Annotated in this window: 21 protein-coding genes; 13 read left to right on the top strand and 8 right to left on the bottom strand. The window is 68.7% G+C overall.

Translation table 11 applies throughout. The annotated features are described in order from the left end of the window. Positions 1-23: 23 nt before the first annotated feature. A complete protein-coding gene (locus tag HLB44_RS20405) occupies positions 24-470 on the bottom strand; it encodes a hypothetical protein (RefSeq protein ID WP_173126108.1) in 447 nt (148 codons plus the stop codon). Positions 471-586: 116 nt separating this feature from the next. Between HLB44_RS20405 and HLB44_RS20410 the strand changes: the two genes are divergently transcribed. After that, positions 587-1,315, top strand: a complete 729-nt coding sequence (locus HLB44_RS20410; RefSeq protein WP_173126111.1) for a helix-turn-helix transcriptional regulator — start codon at positions 587-589, stop codon at positions 1,313-1,315. A gap of 273 nt (positions 1,316-1,588) precedes the next feature. Here the strand turns inward: HLB44_RS20410 and HLB44_RS20415 are convergent, their stop codons facing one another. Beyond that, positions 1,589-1,849 carry a YkgJ family cysteine cluster protein gene (locus HLB44_RS20415; RefSeq protein ID WP_173126114.1) on the bottom strand — a complete coding sequence of 87 codons (261 nt, stop codon included), beginning with the start codon at positions 1,847-1,849 and terminating at the stop codon, positions 1,589-1,591. A 108-nt stretch (positions 1,850-1,957) separates the two neighbouring features. Here HLB44_RS20415 and mnmG point away from each other — a divergent pair, with 108 nt between their 5' ends. The 4 genes from mnmG to HLB44_RS20435 all read left to right on the top strand — a co-directional run bounded on the left by mnmG (position 1,958) and on the right by HLB44_RS20435 (position 6,263). Further along, positions 1,958-3,964: a tRNA uridine-5-carboxymethylaminomethyl(34) synthesis enzyme MnmG gene (gene mnmG / locus HLB44_RS20420; RefSeq protein ID WP_173126117.1), complete on the top strand. Its 2,007-nt coding sequence runs from the start codon at positions 1,958-1,960 to the stop codon at positions 3,962-3,964. Positions 3,965-3,967: 3 nt separating this feature from the next. Beyond that, complete coding sequence (gene rsmG, locus HLB44_RS20425; protein ID WP_173126120.1) at positions 3,968-4,651, top strand: 16S rRNA (guanine(527)-N(7))-methyltransferase RsmG; 684 nt, start codon at positions 3,968-3,970, stop codon at positions 4,649-4,651. A 62-nt stretch (positions 4,652-4,713) separates the two neighbouring features. Beyond that, the gene (locus HLB44_RS20430) at positions 4,714-5,487 is read left to right on the top strand and encodes a ParA family protein (RefSeq protein WP_173126123.1); all 774 of its coding nucleotides are present in this window, start codon (positions 4,714-4,716) and stop codon (positions 5,485-5,487) included. Then, a complete protein-coding gene (locus tag HLB44_RS20435) occupies positions 5,487-6,263 on the top strand; it encodes a GNAT family N-acetyltransferase (RefSeq protein ID WP_173126125.1) in 777 nt (258 codons plus the stop codon). The genes HLB44_RS20430 and HLB44_RS20435 overlap by 1 nt, the downstream gene beginning before the upstream one ends. A gap of 25 nt (positions 6,264-6,288) precedes the next feature. On the opposite strand, the gene argC is transcribed toward HLB44_RS20435, so the two are convergent. Beyond that, complete coding sequence (gene argC, locus HLB44_RS20440) at positions 6,289-7,230, bottom strand: N-acetyl-gamma-glutamyl-phosphate reductase (RefSeq protein ID WP_173126128.1); 942 nt, start codon at positions 7,228-7,230, stop codon at positions 6,289-6,291. Positions 7,231-7,294: 64 nt separating this feature from the next. Here argC and HLB44_RS20445 point away from each other — a divergent pair, with 64 nt between their 5' ends. From HLB44_RS20445 to HLB44_RS20470, 6 genes are all read left to right on the top strand, one after another. Further along, positions 7,295-7,843, top strand: coding sequence for an RBBP9/YdeN family alpha/beta hydrolase (locus HLB44_RS20445; RefSeq protein ID WP_246312372.1), 549 nt, complete (start codon positions 7,295-7,297; stop codon positions 7,841-7,843). A 96-nt stretch (positions 7,844-7,939) separates the two neighbouring features. Beyond that, entirely contained in the window at positions 7,940-8,830 is an 891-nt protein-coding gene (locus HLB44_RS20450; protein ID WP_173126134.1) for a ParB/RepB/Spo0J family partition protein, read from the top strand. Positions 8,831-9,232: 402 nt separating this feature from the next. Next, complete coding sequence (locus HLB44_RS20455; RefSeq protein ID WP_173126137.1) at positions 9,233-11,155, top strand: PrkA family serine protein kinase; 1,923 nt, start codon at positions 9,233-9,235, stop codon at positions 11,153-11,155. Between the two features lie 49 nt (positions 11,156-11,204). Further along, the gene (locus tag HLB44_RS20460) at positions 11,205-12,497 is read left to right on the top strand and encodes a YeaH/YhbH family protein (protein WP_217283749.1); all 1,293 of its coding nucleotides are present in this window, start codon (positions 11,205-11,207) and stop codon (positions 12,495-12,497) included. Between the two features lie 82 nt (positions 12,498-12,579). Continuing rightward, positions 12,580-14,139, top strand: a complete 1,560-nt coding sequence (locus HLB44_RS20465) for a SpoVR family protein (RefSeq protein ID WP_173126140.1) — start codon at positions 12,580-12,582, stop codon at positions 14,137-14,139. 208 nt (positions 14,140-14,347) lie between these two features. Beyond that, the gene (locus HLB44_RS20470) at positions 14,348-17,737 is read left to right on the top strand and encodes a sensor domain-containing protein (protein ID WP_173126143.1); all 3,390 of its coding nucleotides are present in this window, start codon (positions 14,348-14,350) and stop codon (positions 17,735-17,737) included. A 9-nt stretch (positions 17,738-17,746) separates the two neighbouring features. Here HLB44_RS20470 and HLB44_RS20475 read toward each other — a convergent pair whose 3' ends face one another. Then, positions 17,747-19,165: an FAD-binding oxidoreductase gene (locus HLB44_RS20475; RefSeq protein ID WP_173126146.1), complete on the bottom strand. Its 1,419-nt coding sequence runs from the start codon at positions 19,163-19,165 to the stop codon at positions 17,747-17,749. A gap of 165 nt (positions 19,166-19,330) precedes the next feature. On the opposite strand from HLB44_RS20475, the gene HLB44_RS20480 reads away from it, so the two are divergent. Continuing rightward, positions 19,331-19,915 carry a cob(I)yrinic acid a,c-diamide adenosyltransferase gene (locus tag HLB44_RS20480; RefSeq protein ID WP_173126149.1) on the top strand — a complete coding sequence of 195 codons (585 nt, stop codon included), beginning with the start codon at positions 19,331-19,333 and terminating at the stop codon, positions 19,913-19,915. A 10-nt stretch (positions 19,916-19,925) separates the two neighbouring features. Here the strand turns inward: HLB44_RS20480 and HLB44_RS20485 are convergent, their stop codons facing one another. The 4 genes from HLB44_RS20485 to rsmI all read right to left on the bottom strand — a co-directional run bounded on the left by HLB44_RS20485 (position 19,926) and on the right by rsmI (position 24,096). Further along, on the bottom strand, positions 19,926-20,216 hold the full coding sequence (locus tag HLB44_RS20485; protein WP_173126152.1) for an EF-hand domain-containing protein: 291 nt from the start codon (positions 20,214-20,216) through the stop codon (positions 19,926-19,928). 140 nt (positions 20,217-20,356) lie between these two features. Continuing rightward, positions 20,357-21,496, bottom strand: coding sequence for a 3-deoxy-7-phosphoheptulonate synthase (locus HLB44_RS20490; RefSeq protein ID WP_173126155.1), 1,140 nt, complete (start codon positions 21,494-21,496; stop codon positions 20,357-20,359). A gap of 239 nt (positions 21,497-21,735) precedes the next feature. Continuing rightward, entirely contained in the window at positions 21,736-23,199 is a 1,464-nt protein-coding gene (tldD, locus tag HLB44_RS20495) for a metalloprotease TldD (protein WP_173126159.1), read from the bottom strand. A 9-nt stretch (positions 23,200-23,208) separates the two neighbouring features. Further along, entirely contained in the window at positions 23,209-24,096 is an 888-nt protein-coding gene (rsmI, locus tag HLB44_RS20500; protein ID WP_173126162.1) for a 16S rRNA (cytidine(1402)-2'-O)-methyltransferase, read from the bottom strand. Between the two features lie 10 nt (positions 24,097-24,106). Between rsmI and HLB44_RS20505 the strand changes: the two genes are divergently transcribed. Next, entirely contained in the window at positions 24,107-24,502 is a 396-nt protein-coding gene (locus tag HLB44_RS20505) for a YraN family protein (protein WP_173126165.1), read from the top strand. Positions 24,503-24,565: the final 63 nt, after the last annotated feature.

Here is a 24,565-nt window from a genome sequence, read left to right on the forward strand (position 1 = left end):
TTCGCTTCCTGCACGCGTGCGGCTCAGGCCGCCGCGGCCAGCGTCAGCTCCGTGCCGTAGACGCCGCGCAGCACCTCCTCGGTCCACGGCAGCGAGCGCACGATGACGCCCAGGTGCAGCGTCGCGTGGTAGGCCGTGAGCACTTCGCCGTCCGCTGCGACGAAGCGCAGGTTGGTGACGATGCCGAAGGGGTCGCGGATCAGCACGGCCCCGCAACGCTCGTCGACCATCCAGTTCCACGCCAGCGCGACATCCCCATGCCGCTCGTGGTGCGCGGCCCAGAGCGTGTGCCCGCCGGGCCAGTGGGCGGGGTCGGCCTGCGGCCCCGATGGCGACGGCGACGGCGATTGCGTGACATGCGTCCCGAGATGGCGCAGTCGCAGCGTAGAAATGCGGTCGAGCTGCCAAAATACCGGTTTCCATGCGTGCAGGCTCCAGGTTGGGCAGTACGGGGCGGCTGTTGCGGTCACGGCGATCTCCCTTCGGATGGTGACGGACAGTTTTCGGCAAGCGGTCCGTGCTGGATATCTGTAAACCCTTGCAGGGGGCCCACTCCCGGGCGGCCAAGGGCCGCTTACTTTGCACGATGTTGCCCGTCCCGTATTCCTCGATCCTGCAGGCGCGCAGCCGCGAAGAGTTTCGCGACGAGATCGTGCGCGCGGCGCGGCAGCTCGGCTTCGACACCGTGGCGGCGATGACGGTGATCGATCCCGAACCGGGCGAAGCCGCGGGCGCGACGAGCCGCTTCATCGTCGTCGACAACACGCCGCCGGCGTACCGCAACGTCTTCGACAGCCCCGGAGCGCAGCAGGCGGATCCGGTGATGCAGTACTGCAAGGAGTACAGCGTGCCGCTGGCGTGGAACCAGGACACGTACGTCAACGCGCTGGCCGGCCCGATGTGGGAGGAACAGGCCGTGTACGGCTATCGCGCGGGCGTGGCGTTGGCCTTGCACCTGCCCGACCGGCACCACTTCATGCTGGGTGTCGAGCGCGATGGCGAGTTGCCGAACGACCCGGTGGAAATGCAACGCCTGCTGTCGGACGTTCAGCTTTTCACGGTGTACGCGATGGACGCGGCGATGCGCCTGCTGGTGCCGGTTCGGCAGCAGCCGGAACGGCCCGCGCTGACGCCGCGCGAGGTCGAGGCGCTGAGCTGGACGATGGCCGGCAAGACGGCGTGGGAGGTCGGCAGGATCCTCGGCATCTCGGAGCGGACCGCGGTGCTGCACATCAGCAATGCGATGCGCAAGCTCGATTGCTCGAACAAGCACCAGGCGGTGTTGAAGGCCTTGCGGCTCGGACTCATCCACTGAGCGGGGGCGGAGGCACCTGTCAGAGTTGACAGATTGTTGGCATGCGTCGGACGGGCTGGAATGACGCCCATCCCCGACGAGTCGGGTTCCTCAGCGAGACACGAGGTCCGCCATGCAAGCCAGCCGCCACGCCACCGCCACCATCCGTCGCAATCCGAAGGGAGGCTGGTAGCCGGAACCGCTTTTGCCGCGACCGGCAACGGCCGTCGGCGACGGCCTGGTGAGTCCCAGGCCCTTCTTCTTCGCCTCGAATACGAACACTGCTCAGGGAAACTACGCGAGCGGTCGGGTCAGGTGGTCGAGCCGTGCCAACCAGAGCATGGCCTGCTGCCGCGACTGGCCGCACATCTCCAGCGCGGGCTGGAGCGAGGCACACACTGCAGGCCGCTGCGGCTGACCAAACAGCCGGCAGCGGCCTTGCTCATCCAGCTGCACGCACGCCACGCCGGCCGGCTTGCCGTTCGGCATGCCGGGAATCGGCGAGCTGATCGACGGCGCGATACAGCAGGCGGCGCAATGAGGGCGGCATTCCATCGGCGGCGATATTAGGCCGCAGCCGCCCGCGGTCGAGTGCGAATTCCTACAATTCGCGGCTCGATTCCTCCTGCCAGCCAAGCGCGTTCACCGCGCGGCCCACCCATCGTGCTGCACCCCCAGAGTTTTGATGTCATCGTCGTCGGCGGTGGCCATGCCGGTACCGAGGCCGCGCTGGCCGCGGCGCGCATGGGCTGCGCGACCCTGCTGCTGACCCACAACATCGAGACGCTGGGGCAGATGAGCTGCAACCCGTCGATCGGTGGCATCGGCAAGGGGCATCTGGTCAAGGAGGTCGATGCGCTCGGCGGCGCGATGGCGGCCGCCACCGACGAGGCCGGCATCCAGTTCCGCATCCTCAATTCGTCGAAGGGACCGGCGGTGCGCGCGACGCGCGCACAGGCCGACCGCATCCTCTACAAGGCCGCCATCCGACGCCGGCTGGAGAACCAGCCCAACCTGTGGCTGTTCCAGCAGGCGGTGGACGACCTCATCGTCGAATCCGACGGCGCGGGCGGCGAACGCGTCGTCGGCGCGGTGACGCAGGTCGGCATCCGCTTTCGCGCGAAGACGGTGGTGCTGACCGCCGGCACCTTCCTCGACGGCCGCGTGCACGTCGGCCTGCAGAACCATGCTGCCGGCCGCGCCGGCGATCCGCCGGCGGTGACGCTGTCGGCCCGGCTGAAGGAGCTGAAGCTGCCGCAGGGCCGGCTCAAGACGGGCACGCCACCGCGCATCGACGGCCGCAGCATCGATTTCAGTCGCCTGGTCGAGCAGCCCGGCGATCTGGATCCGGTGCCGGTGTTCAGCTTCCTCGGCCATGCCGGTCAACACCCGCGCCAAGTGCCGTGCTGGATCACGCACACCAATGCCCGCACGCATCAGATCATCCGCTCCGGGTTCGACCGCAGCCCGATGTTCACCGGCGTGATCGAGGGGGTCGGTCCGCGTTACTGCCCGAGCATCGAAGACAAGATCAACCGCTTCGCCGACAAGGACGCGCACCAGATCTTCCTCGAGCCCGAGGGGCTGACGACGAACGAGTTCTATCCGAACGGCATCTCGACCTCGCTGCCCTTCGACATCCAGCTGGCGGCGGTGCAGTCGATGCCGGGGCTGGAGAGCGCGCACATCCTGCGGCCGGGCTACGCGATCGAGTACGACTACTTCGACCCGCGCGAGCTGAAGTCGAGCTTCGAGACGCGTTCGATCGGCGGGCTGTTCTTTGCCGGGCAGATCAACGGCACCACCGGCTACGAGGAGGCGGCGGCGCAGGGCCTGTACGCCGGCGTCAACGCCGCGCTGCAGGCGCAGGGGCGCGAGCCGATGACGCTGGGGCGCGACCAGGCCTACCTCGGCGTGCTGGTCGACGACCTGATCACCAAGGGCGTCAGCGAGCCGTACCGGATGTTCACCAGCCGCGCCGAGTTCCGGCTGCAGCTGCGCGAGGACAACGCCGATGCGCGCCTGACGACGCTGGGCCATGCGCTCGGCCTGGTCGACGAGCAGCGCTGGGCGGCCTTCAACCGCAAGCGCGACGCGGTGGCGCGCGAGACCGAGCGCCTGAAGTCGACCTGGGTGCACCCGGGCATCCTGGCGGCAGATGATGCGGAGCGCCTGTTGGGCAAGGCGATCGAGCGCGAGTACAGCCTGGCGGACCTGTTGCGGCGCCCGGGCGTTGGCTTCGACACGGTGGCAGAGATCGCGGCGCTGGCGCGGCCCGAGGCCGGTGTTTCACGTGAAACGTTGCGCGCGGAGCTCGATCCTTTGCTGGCCGACGCGGTGATCGAGCAGGTCGAGATCGCCACCAAGTACGCCGGCTACATCGGCAAGCAGGCCGAGGAAGTCGAGCGCGCTGCCCACCTCGAACACCTGCGCCTGCCTGCCGAGCTGGACTACAACCAGGTCAGCGCCTTGAGCTTCGAAGTACGGCAGAAGCTCACTCGCCATCGGCCCGAGACGCTGGGGCAGGCGTCGCGCATTTCCGGCGTGACGCCGGCGGCGATTTCGCTGTTGCTGGTCCACCTGAAGCGGGGCCGGTTTGCCGGGTTCAGCGAAGCACGCGGCGAAGCGTCGGGCCTGCGCCCCGCCGACGGCGACCGCGACGCGGCCTGATTCATGGCAGCCATTCCAATCACCGGCGGCGAAGACGCCGCGCCTCGCTCGATACTCGCCGGCGCCGCCGAGCAGCTCGGTGTGCCGCTCGATGCCGCCGCGCTCGACCGGCTGCTGTCCTACCTGGCGCTGATGCAGCGCTGGAACCGCGTCTACAACCTGACGGCCCTGCGCGAGCCGAGCGAGATGCTGAGCCACCACCTGCTCGATTGCCTGGCGGTGCTGCCGGCGTTGGCTCGCCACGCGAAGGGCCGGCCGCTGCGCATCCTCGACGTCGGCAGCGGCGGGGGGCTGCCGGGCGTCGTGCTGGCGGTGGCGCAGCCGGACTGGTCGGTCACCTGCATCGATGCGGTGGCGAAGAAGTCCGGGTTCGTGCGCCAAGTCGCCGGCGAGCTTGCGTTGCCGAATCTGCGCTCGGTGCACGGGCGCGTCGAGGCGCTGCCGGCGGAAGGGCGCTTCGATGTGATCGTCTCGCGGGCCTTCGCGTCGCTCGCCGACTTCACCGAACTGTCGCGGACGCAGCTTGCGCCGGGCGGTGTCTGGCTGGCGATGAAGGGGCGCGCCCCGGATGAAGAAGCGGCGGCGCTGCCAGGAAACGTGTCGGTGTTTCACGTGGAACCATTGCGCGTTCCCGGACTGCACGAGCAACGTTGCCTCGTGTGGCTGCGGCCCCACGGCACACGTTGACGCGCCAGCGGCGCGCCTGAGCGACGGCCGGTCCTTGGGCCCCAGCGGCGATACTTCGAAGCATGGCGAAAGTCTTTTGCATCGCGAACCAGAAGGGCGGCGTCGGCAAGACGACCACGACGGTGAACCTGGCGGCCGGGCTGGCCCAGGTGAAGCAGCGGGTGCTGGTGGTCGATCTCGACCCGCAGGGCAATGCAACGATGGGGTCGGGCATCGACAAGCGCGCGATGCCGCTGTCGGTCTACGACGTGCTGCTCGAGTCCGCGGCGATCGCCGAGGTGCGTCAGCGTTCGGACAAGGGCGGCTACGACGTGCTCGGCGCCAATCGCGAGCTGGCCGGCGCCGAAGTCGAGCTGGTCGGGCTGGAGCACCGCAACGAACGCCTGCGCCGCGCGCTGGTCCCCACCGAAGGGGACTATGACTTCGTGCTGATCGACTGTCCGCCGTCGCTGAGCCTGCTGACGCTGAACGGGCTGTGCAGCGCGCATGGCGTGATCGTGCCGATGCAGTGCGAGTACTTCGCGCTCGAAGGCCTGTCGGACCTGGTCAACACGATCAAGCAGGTGCATGCCAACCTGAACCGCGACCTGCAGATCATCGGCCTGCTGCGGGTGATGTTCGATCCGCGCATCACGCTGCAGCAGCAGGTCAGCGATCAGCTGCGCGCGCACTTCGGCGACAAGGTGTTCGACGCGGTGATCCCGCGCAACGTCCGCCTCGCCGAGGCGCCGAGCTACGGCCAGCCGGGCGTGGTGTTCGACCCGGCGGCCAAGGGTGCGCAGGCCTACATCGAGTTTGCGCGCGAGCTGGTGCAGCGCGTGAAGGGCCTGCACTGATGGCGGCGTGGTCCGACACCTTGCTGTCGCGCATCGATGACGCCGGCCTGAACGCCAGCGCGCCGCCGCAACAACTGTGGATCGACGGCTGGCTGGTGCGTTTCTCTCCCGGCAAGGCCAAGCGCGCACGCTGCATCCATGCCGTGGCAGCCGGACGCCTGCCCGTCGACGAGCGGCTGGCCCTGTGCGCGGCGGTGTTCCGCGACGCCGGCCTGCCGCTGTTCGTGCGCATCACGCCGTTCTCGCAGCCGAGCGGGCTCGACGGGCTGCTCGCCGCGCGCGGCATGCACCGCATCGACGACACCCGCGTGATGGTGTCGACAGCGGGTCCGGTCGACGCCGAGCCGCTGCCGCCGGGCTACGCGATGGAACGCCTGGCATTGGCCGCGTTTGCCGAACAGGTGGGTGCGTTGCGGGGCTCGACGGCCGCCCAGCGCACGGCGCACGCCGAACGGCTGAACCAGTCGCCGGTGCCCTACGAAGGTTGGGTGCTGCGCCGGCGCGAGGATGGCCGCGTTGCCGCCTGCGGGCAGATCGCGACCGAAGCCGAGCTGGTCGGCCTGTACGACGTCTTCACCGATCCCGCCCAACGTGGGCAGGGCTTGGCGCGCTTGTTATGCACGAACCTGCTGGCGATGGCACGCGCCCGCGGCGCCTCGGTCGCCTATCTGCAGGTTGATGCGGGCAACGCAGCCGCACGCGCGGTGTATCGGCGCCTCGGCTTTGCCGACGCCTACGCCTACCACTACCGTTCGCCGGAGCCGGACGCCCACTAGACGGAGCACCCGGCGGGGGCAGGCCCTAGAGCCCCAGCCCTTCGTCGAGCCCGAGGTGCGCGTTCATCGCCTGCACCGCGGCACCGCTGGCGCCCTTGCCCAGGTTGTCGAGGCGGCAGATCAGGATCGCCTGCTCGGCATTGGCGAAGACGAACAGGTCGCTGCGGTTGGTGTCGTTGCACGCCTGCACGTCGAAGAAGCCGCTCTCCAGCGTCGCCGGATCCGACAGCGGCAGCACCTTCACGAAACGTTCGCCGGCATAACGCTCGGCCAGCGCGCGTTGCAGCGCCGCGCCATCGGTGCCGGGCTTCAGCTGCGAGAAGTGCAAGGGCACACTCACCGCCAAACCCTTGTAGAAGCTGGCGACGATCGGCATGAAGTTCGGCTTGTGGGCGAGCCGCGCATGCGCCGCCATCTCCGGCAGGTGCTTGTGACCGAGCGCCAGCCCGTAGGGCCGCGGCGCCTGCAGCACCGGGTCGCCGCCGGCTTCGTACTGCTCGATCATCTTCTTGCCGCCGCCGGAGTAGCCGGTGATCGAGGTCGCCGAAACCGGCAGCGCCGCCGGCACGAGACCGGCATCGACCAAGGGGCGCAGCAGCAGGATGAACGCGCTGGCGTGGCAGCCGGGGTTGGCGATGCGCTTGCTGTCGCGGATCAGCCGGCGCTGCTCGGGCGCCAGCTCGGGCAGCCCGAAGGCCCAGCCCGGCGTCGTGCGGTGCGCGGTGCTGGCATCGATCAGGCAGGTGTTCGGGTTGGTGACCAGTGCGGCCGCTTCGCGTGCCGCGGCGTCGGGCAGGCACAGGAAGGCGACGTCGGCAGCGTTGAGCAGCCGGGCGCGCTCGGCGGCGTCCTTGCGCTTGTCGGCATCGATGCGCAAGACCTCGACGTCGTTGCGGCGCGCCAGCATTTCGTGGATGCGAAGGCCGGTCGTGCCTTCCTGGCCGTCGACGAAGATGCGATAAGTCATGGCTACAGTCCTGCGGTCATCAGTGCGGGAGAACCCGAAGGATAAGCCAAGCATGATCGATGGGATGCGAATGCTGCTGTTGCCCGGATGGCAGGACTCGGCTGCCGGCCACTGGCAAAGCCGCTGGGAGCAGCTGCACGGCGCCGAGCGCGTGCAGCAGAACGACTGGTGGTGGCCGCGCCGCGGCGACTGGATGGCGCGGCTGGAGGAGGCATTGCTCGCCGATCCGCGGCCGGCGCTGCTGATCGCGCACAGCCTGGGCTGCCAGCTCGTCGCTGCCTGGGCCGCGCACTCGCAGCAGCTGGGCCGCGTGCGCGGCGCCTTGCTGGTCGCGCTGCCGGACATCGCGCGCGCCGACATGCCGCCGCAGCTGCAGGCCTGGGCGCCGATCCCGACGCGGCGGCTGCCGTTCAAGTCGACCGCCGTGCTGAGCAGCGACGACCCGTACTGCACGCTGGCGCGTGGGCAGCAGATGGCGGCCGATTGGGGCTGCGATGTCCATGCGATCGGCGCGCGCGGGCACATCAATGGCGACAGCGGTCTCGGCGACTGGGCCGAGGGGTGGCAACTGCTGATGCGATTGGGTGCCGGCGCGGTCGAAGCATCGACCTGATTGGCCCACAATCGCAGAGATGACCAGCCCCCAGCTCACTTCGCTCGCAGCCCCCGAGGGGCGCTCAGTGCCCTTCGGACGGCCGGGCGGGCACTGATGGTCACGAAGAAACCCAAGGGCCTCGGGCTCGGACTCGAAGCCTTGCTCGGGCCCAAGGTCAGCGAGGCCGCGGCCAGCGATGCGCATCCGAGCAGCCTGCCGCTGACCCGCTTGCGGCCCGGCAAGTACCAGCCGCGCACGCGCATGGACGAAGGCTCGTTGTACGAGCTGGCCGAAAGCATCAAGAGCCAGGGTGTGATGCAGCCGATCCTGGTGCGCCCGGTCGGCGCCAACGGCTACGAGATCATCGCCGGCGAACGCCGCTTCCGCGCCGCGAAGCTGGCTGGCCTCGACGCGGTGCCGGTGCTCGTCAAGGACGTGCCCGACGAAGCCGCCGCGGTGATGGCGCTGATCGAAAACATCCAGCGCGAAGACCTCAATCCGCTCGAAGAAGCGCAGGGCCTGCAGCGCCTGGTCGACGAATTCCACCTGACGCACGAGCAGGCGGCGCAAGCCGTCGGCCGCTCGCGCAGCGCGGCCACGAACCTGCTGCGGCTGCTGAACCTGAGCGCGCCGGTGCAGCAGATGCTGATCGCCGGCGACCTCGACATGGGTCACGCGCGCGCCTTGCTGTCGCTCGATGCGGCCGAGCAGATCCTGAGTGCGAACGAGATCGTCGCCAAGAAGCTCTCGGTGCGTGAAGCCGAGAAGCTGGTCGCGCGCACGCAGTCGCCGGGCCGGCAGAAGACCTTGCTGCGCGTGAAGCAGGACAAGTCGCGCGACATCCTGCGCCTCGAAGAGCAGCTCGCCGATGCGCTGACCGCGAAGGTCGAGATCCGGCTGCAGCGCCGCAGTGCACGCGGTCAACGCGGCGAGGTGGCGATCGCCTTCGCGTCGTTCGAAGAGCTCAGTGGCCTGCTCGATCGGCTCGGTGCCGGCGAGCGTTGACGAGATCATGCACCTCGCGGCGCGCGCACCAGACTGTGGCGCGCACGCGTCCGCAGGCGTGCATCACTTCGCGTTTCGGCGCATGATGTTCATCAGCCGGTGTGTCCATGTCGGCGAGGCCCGATGCGCCGACGTTGAAGCGCGTATACGATGGCGACGAGCCTGGCGCGGGCCTTGCTGGTCTGGCCGAGAAAAGCACCCGCTTACGGGGTTTTCTCAGTGCCTCGCAGCCGACACGATTGATCCATGCTGGAGACTCACTGAACTGATCACATAGCTGCATGCTGACCGGAAAGCTCTGATGGAGCCTGGGCCCGTGAAGCCGGGACTTCATCAGAACTTCCCCGACGCCGATGGGGAGCCTCTCTCGCATCGGCGCTGTGTCCGCCTAAGGAGGTCCGAATGGACGTGATCAGCAGTTTCGCCGCCCGCTTCGAACGCACGCGGGAAGAGGAGCTGTCCCTCGAGGACTACCTCGCCGAGTGCAAGCGCAACCCGCTCGCCTACGCCACCGCAGCCGAGCGGATGCTCAAGGCGATCGGCGAGCCGCAGATGATCGATACGCGCAACGATCAACGGTTGTCTCGCCTCTTCGCGAACAAGGTCATCAAGATCTATCCGGCCTTCGCCGAGTTCTACGGCATGGAGGACTCGATCGAGCAGGTCGTCTCCTACTTCCGCCATGCCGCGCAAGGCCTCGAAGAGAAGAAGCAGGTGCTTTACCTGCTGGGCCCGGTCGGCGGCGGCAAGAGCTCGATCGCCGAGCGGCTGAAGCTGCTGATGCAGGACGTGCCCTTCTATGCGCTGAAGGGCTCGCCGGTCAACGAGTCGCCGCTGGGCCTGTTCAACGCGATCGAAGATGGTGCGATCCTCGACAAGGAATACGGCATCCCGGCGCGTTACCTCAACCGCATCATGAGCCCGTGGGCGGTCAAGCGGCTCGACGAGTTCGGCGGCGACATCCGCAAGTTCAAGGTCGTCAAGCGCTTCCCGTCGGTGCTCAAGCAGATCGCGGTCTGCAAGACCGAGCCGGGCGACGAGAACAACCAGGACATCAGCTCGCTGGTCGGCAAGGTCGACATCCGCAAGCTCGAGACCTATGCGCAGGACGATCCGGACGCCTACAGCTACTCGGGCGGCCTGTGCCTCGCGAACCAGGGCCTGCTCGAATTCGTCGAGATGTTCAAGGCGCCGATCAAGGTGCTGCACCCGCTGCTGACGGCGACGCAGGAAGGCAACTTCAAGGGCACCGAAGGCTTCGGCGCGATCCCCTTCGACGGCATCATCCTGGCCCACTCGAACGAGAGCGAATGGAAGACCTTCCGCAACAACAAGAACAACGAGGCCTTCCTCGACCGCGTCTACATCGTCAAGGTGCCGTACTGCCTGCGTGTTAGCGAAGAGGTCAAGATCTACGAGAAGCTGATTCGCGGCTCGTCGCTGGCCGAGGCCAAGTGCGCACCGGGCACGCTGAAGATCATGAGCCAGTTCGCGATCCTGACGCGGCTGAAGGAGCCGGAGAACTCGTCGCTGTTCTCGAAGATGCAGATCTACGACGGCGAGAACCTGAAGGACACCGACCCGCGCGCGAAGAGCTACCAGGAGTACCGCGACTACGCCGGCGTCGACGAAGGCATGAGCGGCATCTCGACGCGCTTCGCGTACAAGATCCTGTCGCGGGTGTTCAACTTCGACAGCCAGGAAGTCGCCGCCAACCCGGTGCACCTGATGTACGTGCTCGAGCAGCAGATCGAACGAGAGCAGTTCCCGCAGGAGCAGGAACAGAAGTTCGTCTCGTTCATCAAGGAACAGCTGGCGCCGCGCTATGCGGAGTTCATCGGCAAGGAGATCCAGACCGCCTACCTCGAAAGTTACTCGGAGTACGGCCAGAACATCTTCGACCGCTACGTCACCTACGCCGACTACTGGATCCAGGATCACGAGTACCGTGACACCGACACCGGCGAGGTCTTCGACCGCGGTGCGCTGAATGCCGAGCTCGAGAAGATCGAGAAGCCGGCCGGCATCGCGAATCCGAAGGACTTCCGCAACGAGATCGTCAACTTCGTGCTGCGCGCGCGTGCCAGCAATGCCGGCAAGAACCCGAACTGGACCAGTTACGAGAAGCTGCGCACGGTGATCGAGAAGAAGATGTTCTCGAACACCGAGGAGCTGCTGCCGGTGATCAGCTTCAACGCCAAGGCCAGCGCCGACGAAGCCAAGAAGCACGAGGACTTCGTCACCCGCATGGTCGCCAAGGGCTACACGCCCAAGCAGGTGCGCTTGCTCTGCGAGTGGTACCTGCGCGTTCGCAAGTCGAGCTGAGAACCGAATCAGGGGGCAGCGCAACTAACCGCCAAAGCGAGAGGACGGGATGCTGCAACAGATCATCGACCGGCGGCTGGCCGGCAAGAACAAGTCGATTGGGAACCGCGAGCGCTTCATGCGGCGCTACAAGGGCCACATCAGGGACGCCGTGCGGCGCGCCGTCGATGGTCGCGGCATCCGCGACCTGGAGCGCGGCGAAGAGATCCGCATTCCCAAGAAGGACATGAACGAGCCGGTGTTCCACCACGGCCAGGGTGGCGTGCGCGAGGTCGTGCACCCGGGCAACCGCGAGTACATCCGCGGCGACCGCATCGAGCGGCCCAAGGGTGGCCAGGGCGGCGGCAGCGGCAAGGGCCAGGCCAGCGACCAGGGCGAGGGCGAAGACGACTTCACCTTCACGCTGAGCAAGGAAGAGTTCATGCAGGTCTTCTTCGAGGACCTGGCCTTGCCGCACCTGATCCGCACGCAGCTGGCCGAGACGCCCGAGTGGCGCAGCCAGCGCGCCGGCTACGTGTCCGACGGCACGCCGAACAACCTGCACGTCGTGCGCTCGATGCGCGGCGCGATCGGCCGGCGCCTCGCGATCGGCTCGGGCTCACGCCGCGAGCTGCGCGAGATGGAAGAGAAGCTGATCGAGCTGAAGGCGGCGGCGCTGGCCGGCGACAAGACGGCCGAGAAGGAGATCAAGCCGCTCGAGGAAGAGATCGCCGCGCTGCGCGCGCGCCTCGAGCGCATTCCCTACCTCGACCCGATCGACCTGCGCTTTCGCAATCGCATCCGCGTGCCGGTGCCGACCTCCAAGGCGGTGATGTTCTGCCTGATGGACGTCTCGGGCTCGATGGACGAAGGCCGCAAGGACCTGTCGAAGCGCTTCTTCATCCTGCTGTACCTGTTCCTCACGCGCCACTACGAGAAGATCGACATCGTCTTCATCCGCCACCACACGCAGGCGCAGGAGGTCGACGAGGAGAATTTCTTCCACGCCCGCGAGACCGGCGGTACGGTGGTGTCGAGCGCGCTGGTGCTGATGGAAGAGATCATCCGCGCGCGCTACAACCCGGCCGAATGGAACATCTACGGCGCGCAGGCCAGCGACGGCGACAACTGGCACCACGATTCCGGCCGCTGCCGCGAGCTGCTGGCCGAGAAGCTGTTGCCGCTGGTGCGCTACTTCGCCTACGTGCAGGTCGCCGAAGAGGAACAGAATCTGTGGGAGGAATACACCCAGCTCGCCGAGACCTACGGACACTTCGCGATGCGCAAGGCGACCGAAGCGACGCAGATCTATCCGGTGTTCCGCGACCTGTTCAAGAAGGAAGGCACTGCGGCTGCCGCGTGACGACCATGACCCCCTTGCTCACTCCGTTCGCTTCCCCCCGAGGGGGAGCCATCGCCCTTGGGGCGGCCCGGCGGGCGACCCCATGAGCGCTGTCCTGATTCCCGAACGTCCGCTGCGCGGCCCGCTGCCCTGGGGCGGCAAGGTCCAGAAACTCGACGGCCCGAGCGACTGGTCGTTCGAGCTGATCGAGCGCTACCACGAGGTGATCCGCCGCACGGCGGAGCGCTACGGCCTCGACACCTACCCGAACCAGCTCGAGATCATCACCGCCGAGCAGATGATGGACGCCTATGCGTCCGTCGGCATGCCGGTGAACTACCGGCACTGGACCTACGGCAAGGAATTCATCGCCACCGAGCGCAACTACAAGCGCGGCGCGATGGGGCTGGCCTACGAGATCGTCATCAACTCGAACCCCTGCATCAGCTACCTGATGGAGGAGAACACGATGGCGATGCAGGCGCTGGTGATCGCGCATGCGGCCTACGGACACAACAGCTTCTTCAAGGGCAACTACCTGTTCCGCATGTGGACCGACGCGTCGTCGATCATCGACTACCTGGTCTACGCGAAGAACTACGTTGCCGAGTGCGAGGAGCGCCACGGCATGGATACCGTCGAGTCCTTCCTCGACTCCTGCCACGCGCTGTCGAACCACGGTGTCGACCGCTATCGCCGGCCGAGCCGCAAGAGCCTGGCCCAGGAACTGTCCGACCGCAAGGACCGCGAGTCCTACGCACAGCAGCAGGTCAACGACCTGTGGCGCACGTTGCCCAAGCGCGCCGGCAAGGCCGACGAGCCGGCCGAGGTGCGCCGCTTCCCCGAAGAGCCGCAGGAGAACCTGCTCTACTTCATCGAGAAGAACGCGCCGCTGCTGGAGCCGTGGCAGCGCGAGGTCGTGCGCATCGTGCGCAAGGTGGCGCAGTACTTCTATCCGCAGCGCCAGAGCCAGGTGATGAACGAAGGCTGGGCCACGTTCTGGCATCACCGGCTGCTGAACACGATGTACGACGAAGGCTGGCTGACCGACGGCGTGATGATCGAGTGGCTGAAGTCGCACACCAACGTCGTCTTCCAGCCGCGCGTCGGCGAGCGCGGCTACAGCGGGCTGAACCCGTATGCGCTCGGCTTCGCGATGTACACCGACATCAAGCGCATCTGCGAATCGCCGACCGAGGAAGACCGGCAGTGGTTCCCCGAGATCGCCGGCTCCGACTGGGTGCCGACACTCGACCACGCGATGCGCAACTACAAGGACGAGAGCTTCATCGGCCAGTACCTGAGCCCGAAGATGATGCGCGACTTCCGCCTCTTCGCGATCACCGACGACGAGAAGCAGAGTGAGCTCGAAGTCAGCGCGATCCACGACGACGCCGGCTACAAGCGGGTGCGCGAGGCCTTGTCGCGCCAGTACGACCTCGGCTCGCGCGAGCCGAACATCCAGGTCTGGAACGTCAACCTGCGCGGCGACCGCTCGCTGACGCTGCGCCATTTCCAGCACAACGACCGGCCGCTGGACGACGGCGCGCAGGAAGTGCTGAAGCACGTCGCCCGCCTGTGGGGGTTCGGTGTGCACCTGGAGAGCGTGAACTCCAAGAGCGACGTGACCAAACGCTGGTCCGTCGGCGCGCCGCAGCAATAGCGGCCCGCGGGCGAGAGGCCCTCGAGGGCCTCTCGTCGAGCGATCGATGTCACGGCGCGGCCGCTTGCGCACGCCCTGCACATCGCGCTCATTCAAGTTCGCACCATTACGGGTCGATACGACGAGCAGACCATCGGGCGTGTCGCCCGAAGGCCCCCTCTTTGTCCGGAGCTTGCGTTTGCCGTCGACCCCGGTCCCCCGTCGAGCGATGCCGTCGTCCAGGTTGCACCTGGCGCTGGATCTGCTCGCGATCGTGGCCGCGGTTTTCGCCGCGGCCACGATGGTGACCCTGGCGTTCGACGGAAGCGGGCCGGTCAGCGGCTGGCTCGGCGCGTTGCTCAGAGCCTTGCTGATGAGCGTTCTGCTGGCGCCGGTGCTGTACATCGGCGTGCGCTACCGTGCGCGGCGCGTGGTCGATGCCGGCGCCGAAGCCGGTGGCGACGAATTGCAGAGTCGCCTGTCCGGCGGCATGCACCAGCGCGTGCGCGTCGCGCTGTTCAGCGTGCTGGTGCTGGTCGCCGCGGTGGTCATCGGTCAGCAGCAGCAAGGCGAGTGGCTCGAGCACGAACGGGCGGTCGACACCGAGATCGTCGGCCTGGCCGGACGGCAAGGCATGTGGAGCCAGCAGATCGCGCGGCTGGCGGCGCTGCTGCAGACGCAACCCGACGACCGCGACGCGATCGACAGCGCGCTGCAGCAGGCGGTGGCCGAGTCGCAGGTCGAAGCACGGCGGCTGTCCGAGCTCGTCGACGTGCAGACCCGCTCCTCGCCGACCGCCGCCGCGTTGCTGCGGCCGGCACTGCACGATTGGCAGGAGGCGCGCGAGCGGCTCTGGTACCGCAGCGACAACGTGCGCCGCAGCCTGATCGAGCGCGAGGGCCCCGAGTGGCTGCGCGCCGCGGTCGTCGCGCTGCAGATCGAGGTCGAGCCGGCGCTCGACGCCGCGCAGACGCTGGCCGTGCGCTCCAGCGAGGCCGCCCGCGCGCGCAGCGACGAGGCGATCGGCGCGCAGCGCTCGTCGGCGCTGTACATCGCGGCGATGCTGATCTTCCTGGCACTCGGTGTCGCCGAGCCGACGGCGCGCGCGGTGCGGCGCCAGACGCGCCAGCTCGCGGCCCAGGCCGATGAGCTGGCCCGCCTGGCGCTGGTGGCCGAGCGCACCCATCTGGCCGTGATCCTGACCGACGAAAAGGGCCGCATCGTCTGGATCAACGAAGGCTTTGCCCGCATCACGGGCTACGGTGCGGCCGAGGTGATCGGCCAGCACCCGGTGCGCATGCTGCTCGCCGGCGGCGCCGACCCCGCCGCGGTGCAACGCATTCGCCAGGCGCAGGCCGATGGCGCCGGCGTGCGCGTCGAGGTGCTGAGCCGCACCCGCGAAGGCCGCGACTTCTGGCTCGACCTCGACCTGCAGCCGCTGCGCGACGGCGCCGGTGCGCTGTCCGGATTCGTCGGCGTTGCCAGTGACGTCACCGAGCGCGTCACCGAACGGCTGAAGACCGCGGCGCTGCTGGCCGCGCTGCCGACCGGCGTGCTGATGCAGGACGAGCACGGCAAATCGGTCGAATGCAATCCGGCGGCGCTGCGCATGCTCGAGCTGACGCGGGACCAGGTCCTGCGCCACGAGCCGCTGCCGCCGCATTGGAAAGTGCTCAACGAGGACCTGAGCGAATGCCTGATGGCCGACCGCCCGGGCACGATCGCCCTGCGCAGCGGCGAGGGCCTGCACGGCCGCATCCTCGGTGTCACGCGCGCCGACGGCGAGCTGCGCTGGTTGATGGTCAATGCCGAGCCGGTGATCGATGCGCTCGGCCGCTCGGCCGGTGTCGTCTCGTGTTTCATCGACGTCACCGAACAGCGCAACCAGCGCGTGCTGCTGGAGATGACGGTCGACTCGGCGGGCGTCGGCACCTGGCAGTGGGACATGGCCAGCGGCCACTTCCAGTGCAACGACCGGCTGGTGACGATGCTCGGCTACCGCCCGGGGGACCTCGACCTCGAAGGCGACAACGTGCTCGAGTCGCTGGTCCACCCCGATGACCGCCAACCGCGTCGCGATGCGCTGGCGCTGCACCTGGCGAATCCGGCGGTCCCGTTCCGCTGCGAGCAGCGCTTGCGCCGGCCCGACGGCGACTGGGCCACGGTGCTCAGCTGCGGCACCGTGATCGAGCGCGGCGACCAGGGCCAGCCGCGGCGCCTGGCCGGCCTGCACTTCGACATGACCGAGCAGATGCAGATGCAGGCGATGCTGCGCCACGCCGCGCGCACCGACGGCCTGACGCAGCTGCCGAACCGCGCCGCGGTGTTCGACCGCGTGCAGCAGGCGCTGCAGCGCTCGCAGGAACAGGCCGGCTTCGGCTATGCCGTGCTGTTCATGGACTTCGACCGCTTCAAGCAGGTCAACGACACGCTCGGCCACGCGGTCGGCGACGAGCTGCTGCGCCAGATCGCGCAGCGCCTGCGCCGCACGCTGCGCCCCGGCGACGTGATCGGCCACGATCCGGCGTACGAGCACACCGCCGGGCGCATCGGCGGCGACGAGTTCGTCGTCGTGCTCGAACACGTGCGCGGCCGCGACGATGCCTGCGCCGTCGCGCGGCGCATGCTCGAGCGGCTGGCCGAGCCGTACCGCATCGGCCCGCATGTCGTGCACTCGACTGCCAGCATCGGCATCGTCACGTCCGAGCAGGCGGCCAACGATGCCCACACCGTGATGCGCGACGCCGACACCGCGATGTACGAGGCCAAGCGCGGCGGCCGCGGCCGCTACGTGGTGTTCGATCCGTCGATGCACGAGCGCGTCGCGCGCGGCCTGGCGATCGAGAACGACCTGCGGCTCGCGCTCGAGCGGGACGAGCTGTTTGTCGTCTATCAACCGGTGGTCGATTTCAGCGCCGGCCGCGCCGGTGCGGTCGAGGCGCTGGCGCGCTGGCGCCACCCGACGCGCGGGCTGGTGACGCCGGCCGAGTTCATTCCGGTCGCCGAGGAGTCGGGCCTGATCGTGGAGCTCGGCCGCCGTGTGCTCGACACCGCCTGCCGCCAGTTCGTCGCCTGGCAGCATGAGCTCGGGGTGCTGGCGCCGCAATCGATCGCCGTCAACCTGTCGACGGTGCAGCTGCGCCATGCGGGCCTGGTGGCCGACGTGCAGGCCTGCCTGGACGCCAGCGGCATCGCGCCGTCGCAGCTGCAGCTGGAGGTCACCGAGAGCCTGGCGGCGCAGGACGAGGTCGCCCGCACGCGCCTGCGCGAGCTGAAGGCGCTCGGGCTGACGATCGCGCTCGACGACTTCGGCACCGGCTATTCATCGCTGGCCTGCCTGCACCAGCTGCCGGTCGACACGGTGAAGATCGACCGCTCCTTCGTCAGCCATGCCGAGACCAGCGAGTACCACCGGGCGCTGATCGAGGCGACGATCCGCGTCGCGCAGACGCTGGGCATGTCCACCGTCGCCGAGGGCATCGAGAGCAGCGGCCAGGCGGCGCTGCTGCAGCAGATGCAATGCGGGCGCGGCCAGGGTTATCTGTACAGCCGGCCGCTGGAGGCCGCGGCGCTGACGCACTGGCTGCGCAGCCATGGCGCGCCGCTCGCGGCGGCCTGACGGGTTCGGCTACAGCCGAAAGATCTTCCCGGGATTCAGGATGTTCTTCGGGTCGAGCGCACGCTTGACCACCCGCATCATCTCGACCGCACCGGCGCCGGCCTCGTCGAGCAGGAAGCCCTGCTTGTGCAAGCCGATGCCGTGCTCGCCGGTGCAGGTGCCTTCGAGCTTCAGCGCGTGGTGCACGATCTGGTCGTTGAGCCGCTCGGCGAGCTCGCGCTCGGCGGGAATGGCCGGGTCGATCAGGTAGGCGATGTGGAAGTTGCCGTCGCCGACGTGGCCGACGATGTAGTACGGCAGCCCGGCGGCTTGGGCCTCGTTCACCGCCAGCGCGATGCAATCGGCCAGGCGCGAGATCGGCACGCAGGTGTCGGTGGTCACGGTGCGGCAGCCGGGCTTCAATTGCAGCGCGGCGAAGTACGCGTGGTGGCGCGCGGTCCACAGCCGCGAGCGTTCCTCCGGCGTCGTCGCCCACTCGAAGTGCTCGCCGCCGTGCTCGGTGGCGGCAGCCTGCACGATCTCGGCCTGCTCGCGCACGCCGGCCTCGCTGCCGTGGAACTCCATCAGCAGCATCGGCGCCTCGCGCAGCGTCAGCTTGTCGTGGCGGTTCACCGCGCGCACCGCGTTGGCGTCCAGCAGCTCGCAGCGCGCGATCGGCACGCCGAGCTGGATGACCTCGATCGTCGTCGCCACCGCGTCGGCGATGCTCGGGAAATGGCACACCGCGGCGGACACCGATTCGGGCTGCGGGTAAAGCTTCAGCGTGACCTCGGTGATGACGCCCAGCGTGCCCTCGCTACCGACCAAAAGACGCGTCAGGTCGTAGCCGGCGCTGGACTTCTTGGCCCGCGTGCCGGTGCGGATCACTTCGCCGCTGGCGGTCACGACTTCGAGCGCCAGCACGTTCTCGCGCATCGTGCCGTAGCGCACCGCGTTCGTGCCGCTGGCGCGCGTCGCGGCCATGCCGCCGATCGACGCATCGGCGCCCGGGTCGATCGGGAAGAACAGCCCGGTGTGGCGGATCTCGTCGTTGAGCTGCTTGCGCGTGACGCCGGGCTGCACCGTGACGGTCAGGTCCTCGGCCTGCACGCGCAGCACCTTGTTCATGCGCGAGACGTCGATGCTGACGCCGCCCTGCACCGCGAGCAGATGGCCTTCGAGCGACGATCCGACGCCGAACGGGATCACCGGCACCGCGTGCTGCGCGGCCAGCGTGACCACGGCCGCCACGTCCTCGGTGCTCTCGGCGAAGACCACGGCCTCGGGCGGTGGCACGTCGAACGGCGATTCGTCGCGGCCGTGCTGCTCGCGCACCGCGAGCGCGGTCGTGCAGCGGGCGCCGAAACGCGACTTCAGCGCGTCGATCATCGCGGCGGGCACCGGGCGCGGCTGCAGCGGCAACAGGTGGGCGGGCAGCGTGGCGTTCATGGCGATCCCCAGCGTTCGTTAGCCCCCAAGACGCCTTCGGCGTCGGCCCCCCGAGGGGGCGCTGTCGCCTTGGGAGCGGGCCGGCGGCGACAACAACGGAAGCGGTCATTCTAGGAGTGCCGCTTCGGGCAAGATCGCAGCTTCCCTGCTGCGAATTTGCACACCATGGCCAATCGATTGACCCAGATCGCAACCCGCACCGGCGACGACGGCAGCACCGGCCTCGGCGATGGCAGCCGCGTGCCGAAGGACCACCTGCGCGTGCAGGCGATGGGCGATGTCGACGAGCTCAATTCGAGCCTCGGCGTGCTGCTGGCCGAGCCGTTGCCCGACGACGTGCGCTCGCTGCTGGTGGTGGTCCAGCACGAGCTCTTCAACCTCGGCGGCGAGCTGTCGATCCCGGGCTACACGCTGCTGAAGGCCGAAGCGGTGCTGCGGCTGGACCAGGCGCTGGCCACGCACAACGCAGCGTTGCCGCGGCTGGCCGAGTTCATCCTGCCCGCCGGCACGCGCAGCGCGGCGCTCGCGCATGTCAGCCGCAGCGTGGCGCGGCGCGCCGAACGCGCGGTGGTCGCGCTCGGCGCGCAGGAAGCGCTCAACGAAACGCCGCGCCAGTACCTGAACCGCTTGTCGGACCTGCTGTTCGTGCTGGCGCGAGTGCTCAACCGCGCGAACCTCGACGGGCTCGGCGGCGACGACGTCTACTGGCGCAGCGAACGGCTCGCTGCGCAGCAGGCCGCGGACGATTGACCGACGCCGATCAAGGCGCGGCGCGCTGGCCGGCGCGGAACTCTTCCCAGCTCAGTGCGCCGTCCTTGTTCTTGTCGAGCTCGTCGAAGCGCGCGGCGATCGCCGGCAGCTTGGCGGCCTCTTCGCGGCTGAGCTGGCCGTCCTTGTTGGTGTCGGCGCTGCGGAAGGCGGCTTCGGCGGGATCGGCCGGCGCCTGCGGCGCGGGCTGTGGCGGCTGCATGGGCTGTTGCGCCCAGGCCGGCGCGGCAAGAAGGGCGGCAGCAAGTGCCGGAATCAGCGCTTCTTTCAGCGAACGGATCATCGAGGGTTTCCTTTTCGAAACGATGAGAGGCAACCCATTGCAAACGCTGCCGCTGCGCCGCGCCAGCCTTCTTGCCGTAGGTTGCTCCGGGTAACCTTCGATGATTGCTTGCAACCTACCGTTGCGAGCACACACTTACATCAGCGTTGGCCGCGGCGCGCCTTGACGGCGTCGCTCAAGATCTGCAGCGTCGTCAGCGAATCGTCCCAGCCGATGCAGGCGTCGGTGATGCTCTTGCCGTACTCCAGCGCCGCCGGGTCGTCCTTGCCGGGGGTGAACTTCTGCGCGCCGGCATGCAGGTGGCTTTCGACCATCACGCCGACGATGCAGCGGCTGCCCTCGGCGAGCTGCGCGCCGATGTCGCGCGCGACGTCGACCTGCCGCTGGTGCTGCTTGCTGCTGTTGGCGTGGCTGCAATCGATCATCAGCCGGCACGGCAGCTTGGCCGCTTCGAGCTCGGCGCAGGCCGCGTCGACGCTCTTCTTGTCGTAGTTCGGCGCCTTGCCGCCGCGCAGGATGACGTGGCAGTCCTTGTTGCCCTTGGTCGAGACGATCGCCACCTGGCCGTTCTTGTGCACCGACAGGAAGTGGTGCGGCCGCGACGCGGCCTGGATCGCATCGGTGGCGATCTTCAGGTTGCCGTCGGTGCCGTTCTTGAAGCCGATCGGCGCCGACAGGCCGGACGCCAGCTCGCGGTGCACCTGGCTTTCGGTGGTGCGCGCGCCGATCGCGCCCCAGGAGATCAGGTCGCCGATGTACTGCGGGCTGATCGTGTCGAGGAACTCGCTGCCCGCCGGCACGCCGAGGCGGTTGATGTCGACCAGCAGCTGGCGCGCGATGCGCAGCCCTTCGTGGATGCGGTAGCTCTCGTCGAGGTACGGGTCGTTGATCAGGCCCTTCCAGCCGACGGTGGTGCGCGGCTTCTCGAAGTACACGCGCATCACGATCTCCAGCGTGTCGGCGTGCTTCTCGCGCTCGGCCTTCAGCTGGCGGGCGTATTCGATTGCCGCGGCCGGGTCGTGGATCGAGCAGGGCCCGATGATCACCAGCAGCCGATCGTCCTTGCCGGAGAGGATGCGGTGCGCGGCATCTCGCGTCTTGCCGACCAGCTTCTCGATCGGCGTGCCGGCGATCGGGAAGAAGCGGATCAGGTGTTCGGGCGGCGGCAGGGGCACGACATCCTCGATGCGCTGGTCGTCGGTTTCGCTGGTCTTCTCGCTCAGCGCGTAGCCGAAGCCACCGCCGTCGGAGGAATGGCTGCTGGTGGATTTGGGTGTCATGGCTGCTCTCCGAAACGAAAGGACGAAAGGACGAAAAAAAACCGCCGGGGCTGCCGGCGGTTCGTTGAGGGTTCGCTTGCTTCTCTATCTGGGCTGCAGGCTTGCCTCTCCTCCGCCGGTGCGGTGCGAGAACCAAAAGTAGCCAAAAAAGAAGACGGCCGAACGCATGGGCGGCGACTGTAGCACGCGATTGCTGCGCCGCAATACCTGCATCGAGCGCCGACCCAGGCCGCGCCGGCTCAGGCGGTGCCGCCGACCGTCAGCCCGTCGATGCGCAGCGTCGGCTGGCCGACGCCGACCGGCACGCTCTGGCCTTCCTTGCCGCAGACGCCGACGCCGGTGTCGAGCTCGAGGTCGTTGCCGATCATCCTGACGCGCGTCAACGCGTCGGGCCCGTTGCCGATGATGGTCGCGCCTTTCACCGGGTATTGGACGCGGCCGTTCTCGACCCAGAAGGCTTCGCTGGCCGAGAACACGAACTTGCCGCTGGTGATGTCGACCTGGCCGCCGCCGAAGTTCGTCGCGTACAGGCCGCGCTTGATGCTGGCGACGATCTCTTCCTTGGTCTTGTCGCCGGCCAGCATGTAGGTGTTGGTCATGCGCGGCATCGGCACGTGGGCGTAGCTCTCGCGGCGGCCGTTGCCGGTCGCATCGACGCCCATCAGCCGGGCGTTCATCGAGTCCTGGATGTAGCCCTTCAGGATGCCGTCCTCGATCAGCACGTTGCGTTGCGACGGATGGCCCTCGTCGTCGACGTTCAGCGAGCCGCGGCGATCGGGCAGCGTGCCGTCGTCGAGCACCGTGACGCCCTTGGCGGCGACGCGCTGGCCGATGCGGCCGGCGAAGGTGGATGAGCCCTTGCGGTTGAAATCGCCCTCGAGCCCGTGGCCGACCGCCTCGTGCAGCAGCACGCCGGGCCAGCCCGGGCCGAGCACGACGGTCATCTCGCCGGCCGGCGCCGGACGCGATTCGAGGTTCGTCAGCGCCGCGTTGACGGCCTGGTCGACATAACGCTCGAGCTGAGCGTCCTGGAAGTAGCCGAGGCCGAAGCGCCCGCCGCCGCCGCCGGAGCCGACCTCGCGCCGGCCGTTCGATTCGGCGATCACGGTGATCGACATGCGCACCAGCGGCCGCACGTCGGCGGCGCGCGTGCCGTCGGCGCGGGCGACCAGCACGACGTCGTACTCGGCGGCCAACCCGGCCATCACCTGCACGATGCGCGGATCACGCGCGCGGGCGATGCGCTCGATCTTCTCCAGCAGCGCGACCTTCTGCGCGCTGTCGAGCGTCGCGATCGGGTCGGTCGGGCCGTAGAGCGCGCGGCTGCCGGCGATCTTCGGCGCGCCGCTGATCTTCACGCGCCGGCTCTGACCGGCCGCCGCGATGCTGCGCACGGTGCGCGCGGCGTCGAGCAGCGAGGCCTCGGAGATGTCGTCGGAATAGGCGAAGGCGGTCTTCTCGCCGGCGACCGCGCGCACGCCGACGCCCTGGTCGATCGAGAAGCTGCCGCTCTTGACGATGCCTTCTTCCAGGCTCCAGCCTTCATGGCGGGTGATCTGGAAATACAGGTCGGCATCGTCGACGCGGTGCTCGCCGATCGTGCCCAGCGCCTTGACGAGCCCGGGCTCGTCGAGGCCGAAGGGGTCGAGCAGCATCGAGCGGGCGATGGCCAGGCGTTCGAGGGTGGGTTCGCGGGAGATCATCGGCCGATCTTAGCCCTCGCGCAGCTCCAGCGCCCGGCTGTACAGCGCGTTGCGCGGCGCGCCGCTGATGTCGGCGGCCAGCGTCACCGCCTGCTTCAGCGGCAGCTCGCGCAGCAGGAGCGCCAGCACGCGCTCGCCTTCGGCCGCCGCGGCCGGCGCCGTCGACGCGGCGGGCACGGCATGCAGCACCAGCACGAATTCGCCGCGGCCGCGCTGCGCATCGGCGGCCAGCCAGCCCGGCGCGTCGGCGGCGGCGAGGGTGTGCACCTGCTCGAATTGCTTCGTCAGCTCGCGGCAGATCGTCAGCTGCCGTTGCGGCGCGAGCTCGGCCAGCAGCTCGATCAGCTTGTGAATGCGGTGCGGGGCCTCGAACAGCACCTGGCTGCCCGGCAGCGCGAGCAGCGCGTCGAGCGCGTCGCGCCGCTCCTGGCCTTTCGGCGGCAGGAAACCGTGAAAGCCGAAGCCGGTGGCCTGCGCATCGCCGGCGACGCTGAGCGCGGCGACGACGCTGCTGGCGCCCGGGATCGCGACCACCGGATGACCGGCCGCTGCGGCCGCGGCGACCAGCGCCGCGCCGGGATCGCTGATCGCCGGCGTGCCGGCATCGCTGGCATAGGCCACGCGCTCGCCGGAGGCCAGCCGCGCCAGCACCTGCTGCGACGCGGCGAGCTCGTTGTGCTCGTGCAGCGCGATCAGCGGCTTGTCGAGGCCGAGGTGGTGCAGCAGCCGGCCGGTGACGCGGGTGTCCTCGCAGGCCACCGCGTCGACCAGGTCGAGCAGATGGATCGCGCGCAGCGTCAGGTCGGCCAGGTTGCCGATCGGCGTCGCGACCACGTAGAGTGCGCCGGCCGCAAAGCGCTGCCCCCCGGCGGCGGCGGCGGCGGCTTGAAGCAGCATCGAGGGAGCAATGGTCACGACAGGCGGCAGGTCAGGCGGCACGACGACCAAGTCACGCGGCGACGTGGCGGAAGAGCGCGCGCTTCAGTTTCTTCAAGACCAGGGCTTGCGCCTGGTGTGCCGCAATTATCGGCTGGCGGGTGGGCCGCATGCGCGCGGCGCCGAGGTCGACCTGATCGTGGCCGATCGGGACGGCACGCTGGTCTTCGTCGAGGTGCGCTCGCGCGCCGACGGCCGCGCCGGCGGCGCCGCGGCCAGCGTCAGCGGGCTGAAGCAGCGCCGCATCGTGCGCGCCGCGCAGCACTACCTGATGCGCTTGCGCACGCCGCCGCCCTGCCGCTTTGACGTGATCGCGATCGACGGCGACCAGCTCGAGTGGCTGCGCGGCGCGTTCGATGCCGGGTGAGTCACCGGCACTTCGGCAGTTCCGTAACCGCCGCTTGCAGACCCCTGTCATATGATCCCGCGC

It is taken from the genome of Pseudaquabacterium terrae (assembly GCF_013266755.1).
GTDB classification, from domain to species: Bacteria; Pseudomonadota; Gammaproteobacteria; order Burkholderiales; family Burkholderiaceae_C; genus Pseudaquabacterium; species Pseudaquabacterium terrae.

Excerpts from the sequence above, each read along its gene's own strand:
- tldD (WP_173126159.1), bottom strand. The coding sequence starts at position 23,199 with ATGATCTCCCGCGAACCCACCCTCGAACGCCTGGCCATCGCCCGCTCG.
- rsmG (WP_173126120.1), top strand. The coding sequence starts at position 3,968 with ATGGCAGCCATTCCAATCACCGGCGGCGAAGACGCCGCGCCTCGCTCG.
- HLB44_RS20465 (WP_173126140.1), top strand. The coding sequence starts at position 12,580 with ATGAGCGCTGTCCTGATTCCCGAACGTCCGCTGCGCGGCCCGCTGCCC.
- HLB44_RS20475 (WP_173126146.1), bottom strand. The coding sequence starts at position 19,165 with ATGAACGCCACGCTGCCCGCCCACCTGTTGCCGCTGCAGCCGCGCCCG.
- HLB44_RS20450 (WP_173126134.1), top strand. The coding sequence starts at position 7,940 with ATGGTCACGAAGAAACCCAAGGGCCTCGGGCTCGGACTCGAAGCCTTG.
- HLB44_RS20415 (WP_173126114.1), bottom strand. The coding sequence starts at position 1,849 with ATGGAATGCCGCCCTCATTGCGCCGCCTGCTGTATCGCGCCGTCGATC.
- HLB44_RS20455 (WP_173126137.1), top strand. The coding sequence starts at position 9,233 with ATGGACGTGATCAGCAGTTTCGCCGCCCGCTTCGAACGCACGCGGGAA.
- HLB44_RS20445 (WP_246312372.1), top strand. The coding sequence starts at position 7,295 with ATGCGAATGCTGCTGTTGCCCGGATGGCAGGACTCGGCTGCCGGCCAC.
- HLB44_RS20485 (WP_173126152.1), bottom strand. The coding sequence starts at position 20,216 with ATGATCCGTTCGCTGAAAGAAGCGCTGATTCCGGCACTTGCTGCCGCC.
- HLB44_RS20410 (WP_173126111.1), top strand. The coding sequence starts at position 587 with ATGTTGCCCGTCCCGTATTCCTCGATCCTGCAGGCGCGCAGCCGCGAA.
- HLB44_RS20490 (WP_173126155.1), bottom strand. The coding sequence starts at position 21,496 with ATGACACCCAAATCCACCAGCAGCCATTCCTCCGACGGCGGTGGCTTC.
- rsmI (WP_173126162.1), bottom strand. The coding sequence starts at position 24,096 with ATGCTGCTTCAAGCCGCCGCCGCCGCCGCCGGGGGGCAGCGCTTTGCG.
- HLB44_RS20505 (WP_173126165.1), top strand. The coding sequence starts at position 24,107 with ATGGTCACGACAGGCGGCAGGTCAGGCGGCACGACGACCAAGTCACGC.
- HLB44_RS20480 (WP_173126149.1), top strand. The coding sequence starts at position 19,331 with ATGGCCAATCGATTGACCCAGATCGCAACCCGCACCGGCGACGACGGC.
- HLB44_RS20470 (WP_173126143.1), top strand. The coding sequence starts at position 14,348 with ATGCCGTCGTCCAGGTTGCACCTGGCGCTGGATCTGCTCGCGATCGTG.
- HLB44_RS20430 (WP_173126123.1), top strand. The coding sequence starts at position 4,714 with ATGGCGAAAGTCTTTTGCATCGCGAACCAGAAGGGCGGCGTCGGCAAG.
- argC (WP_173126128.1), bottom strand. The coding sequence starts at position 7,230 with ATGACTTATCGCATCTTCGTCGACGGCCAGGAAGGCACGACCGGCCTT.
- HLB44_RS20460 (WP_217283749.1), top strand. The coding sequence starts at position 11,205 with ATGCTGCAACAGATCATCGACCGGCGGCTGGCCGGCAAGAACAAGTCG.
- HLB44_RS20435 (WP_173126125.1), top strand. The coding sequence starts at position 5,487 with ATGGCGGCGTGGTCCGACACCTTGCTGTCGCGCATCGATGACGCCGGC.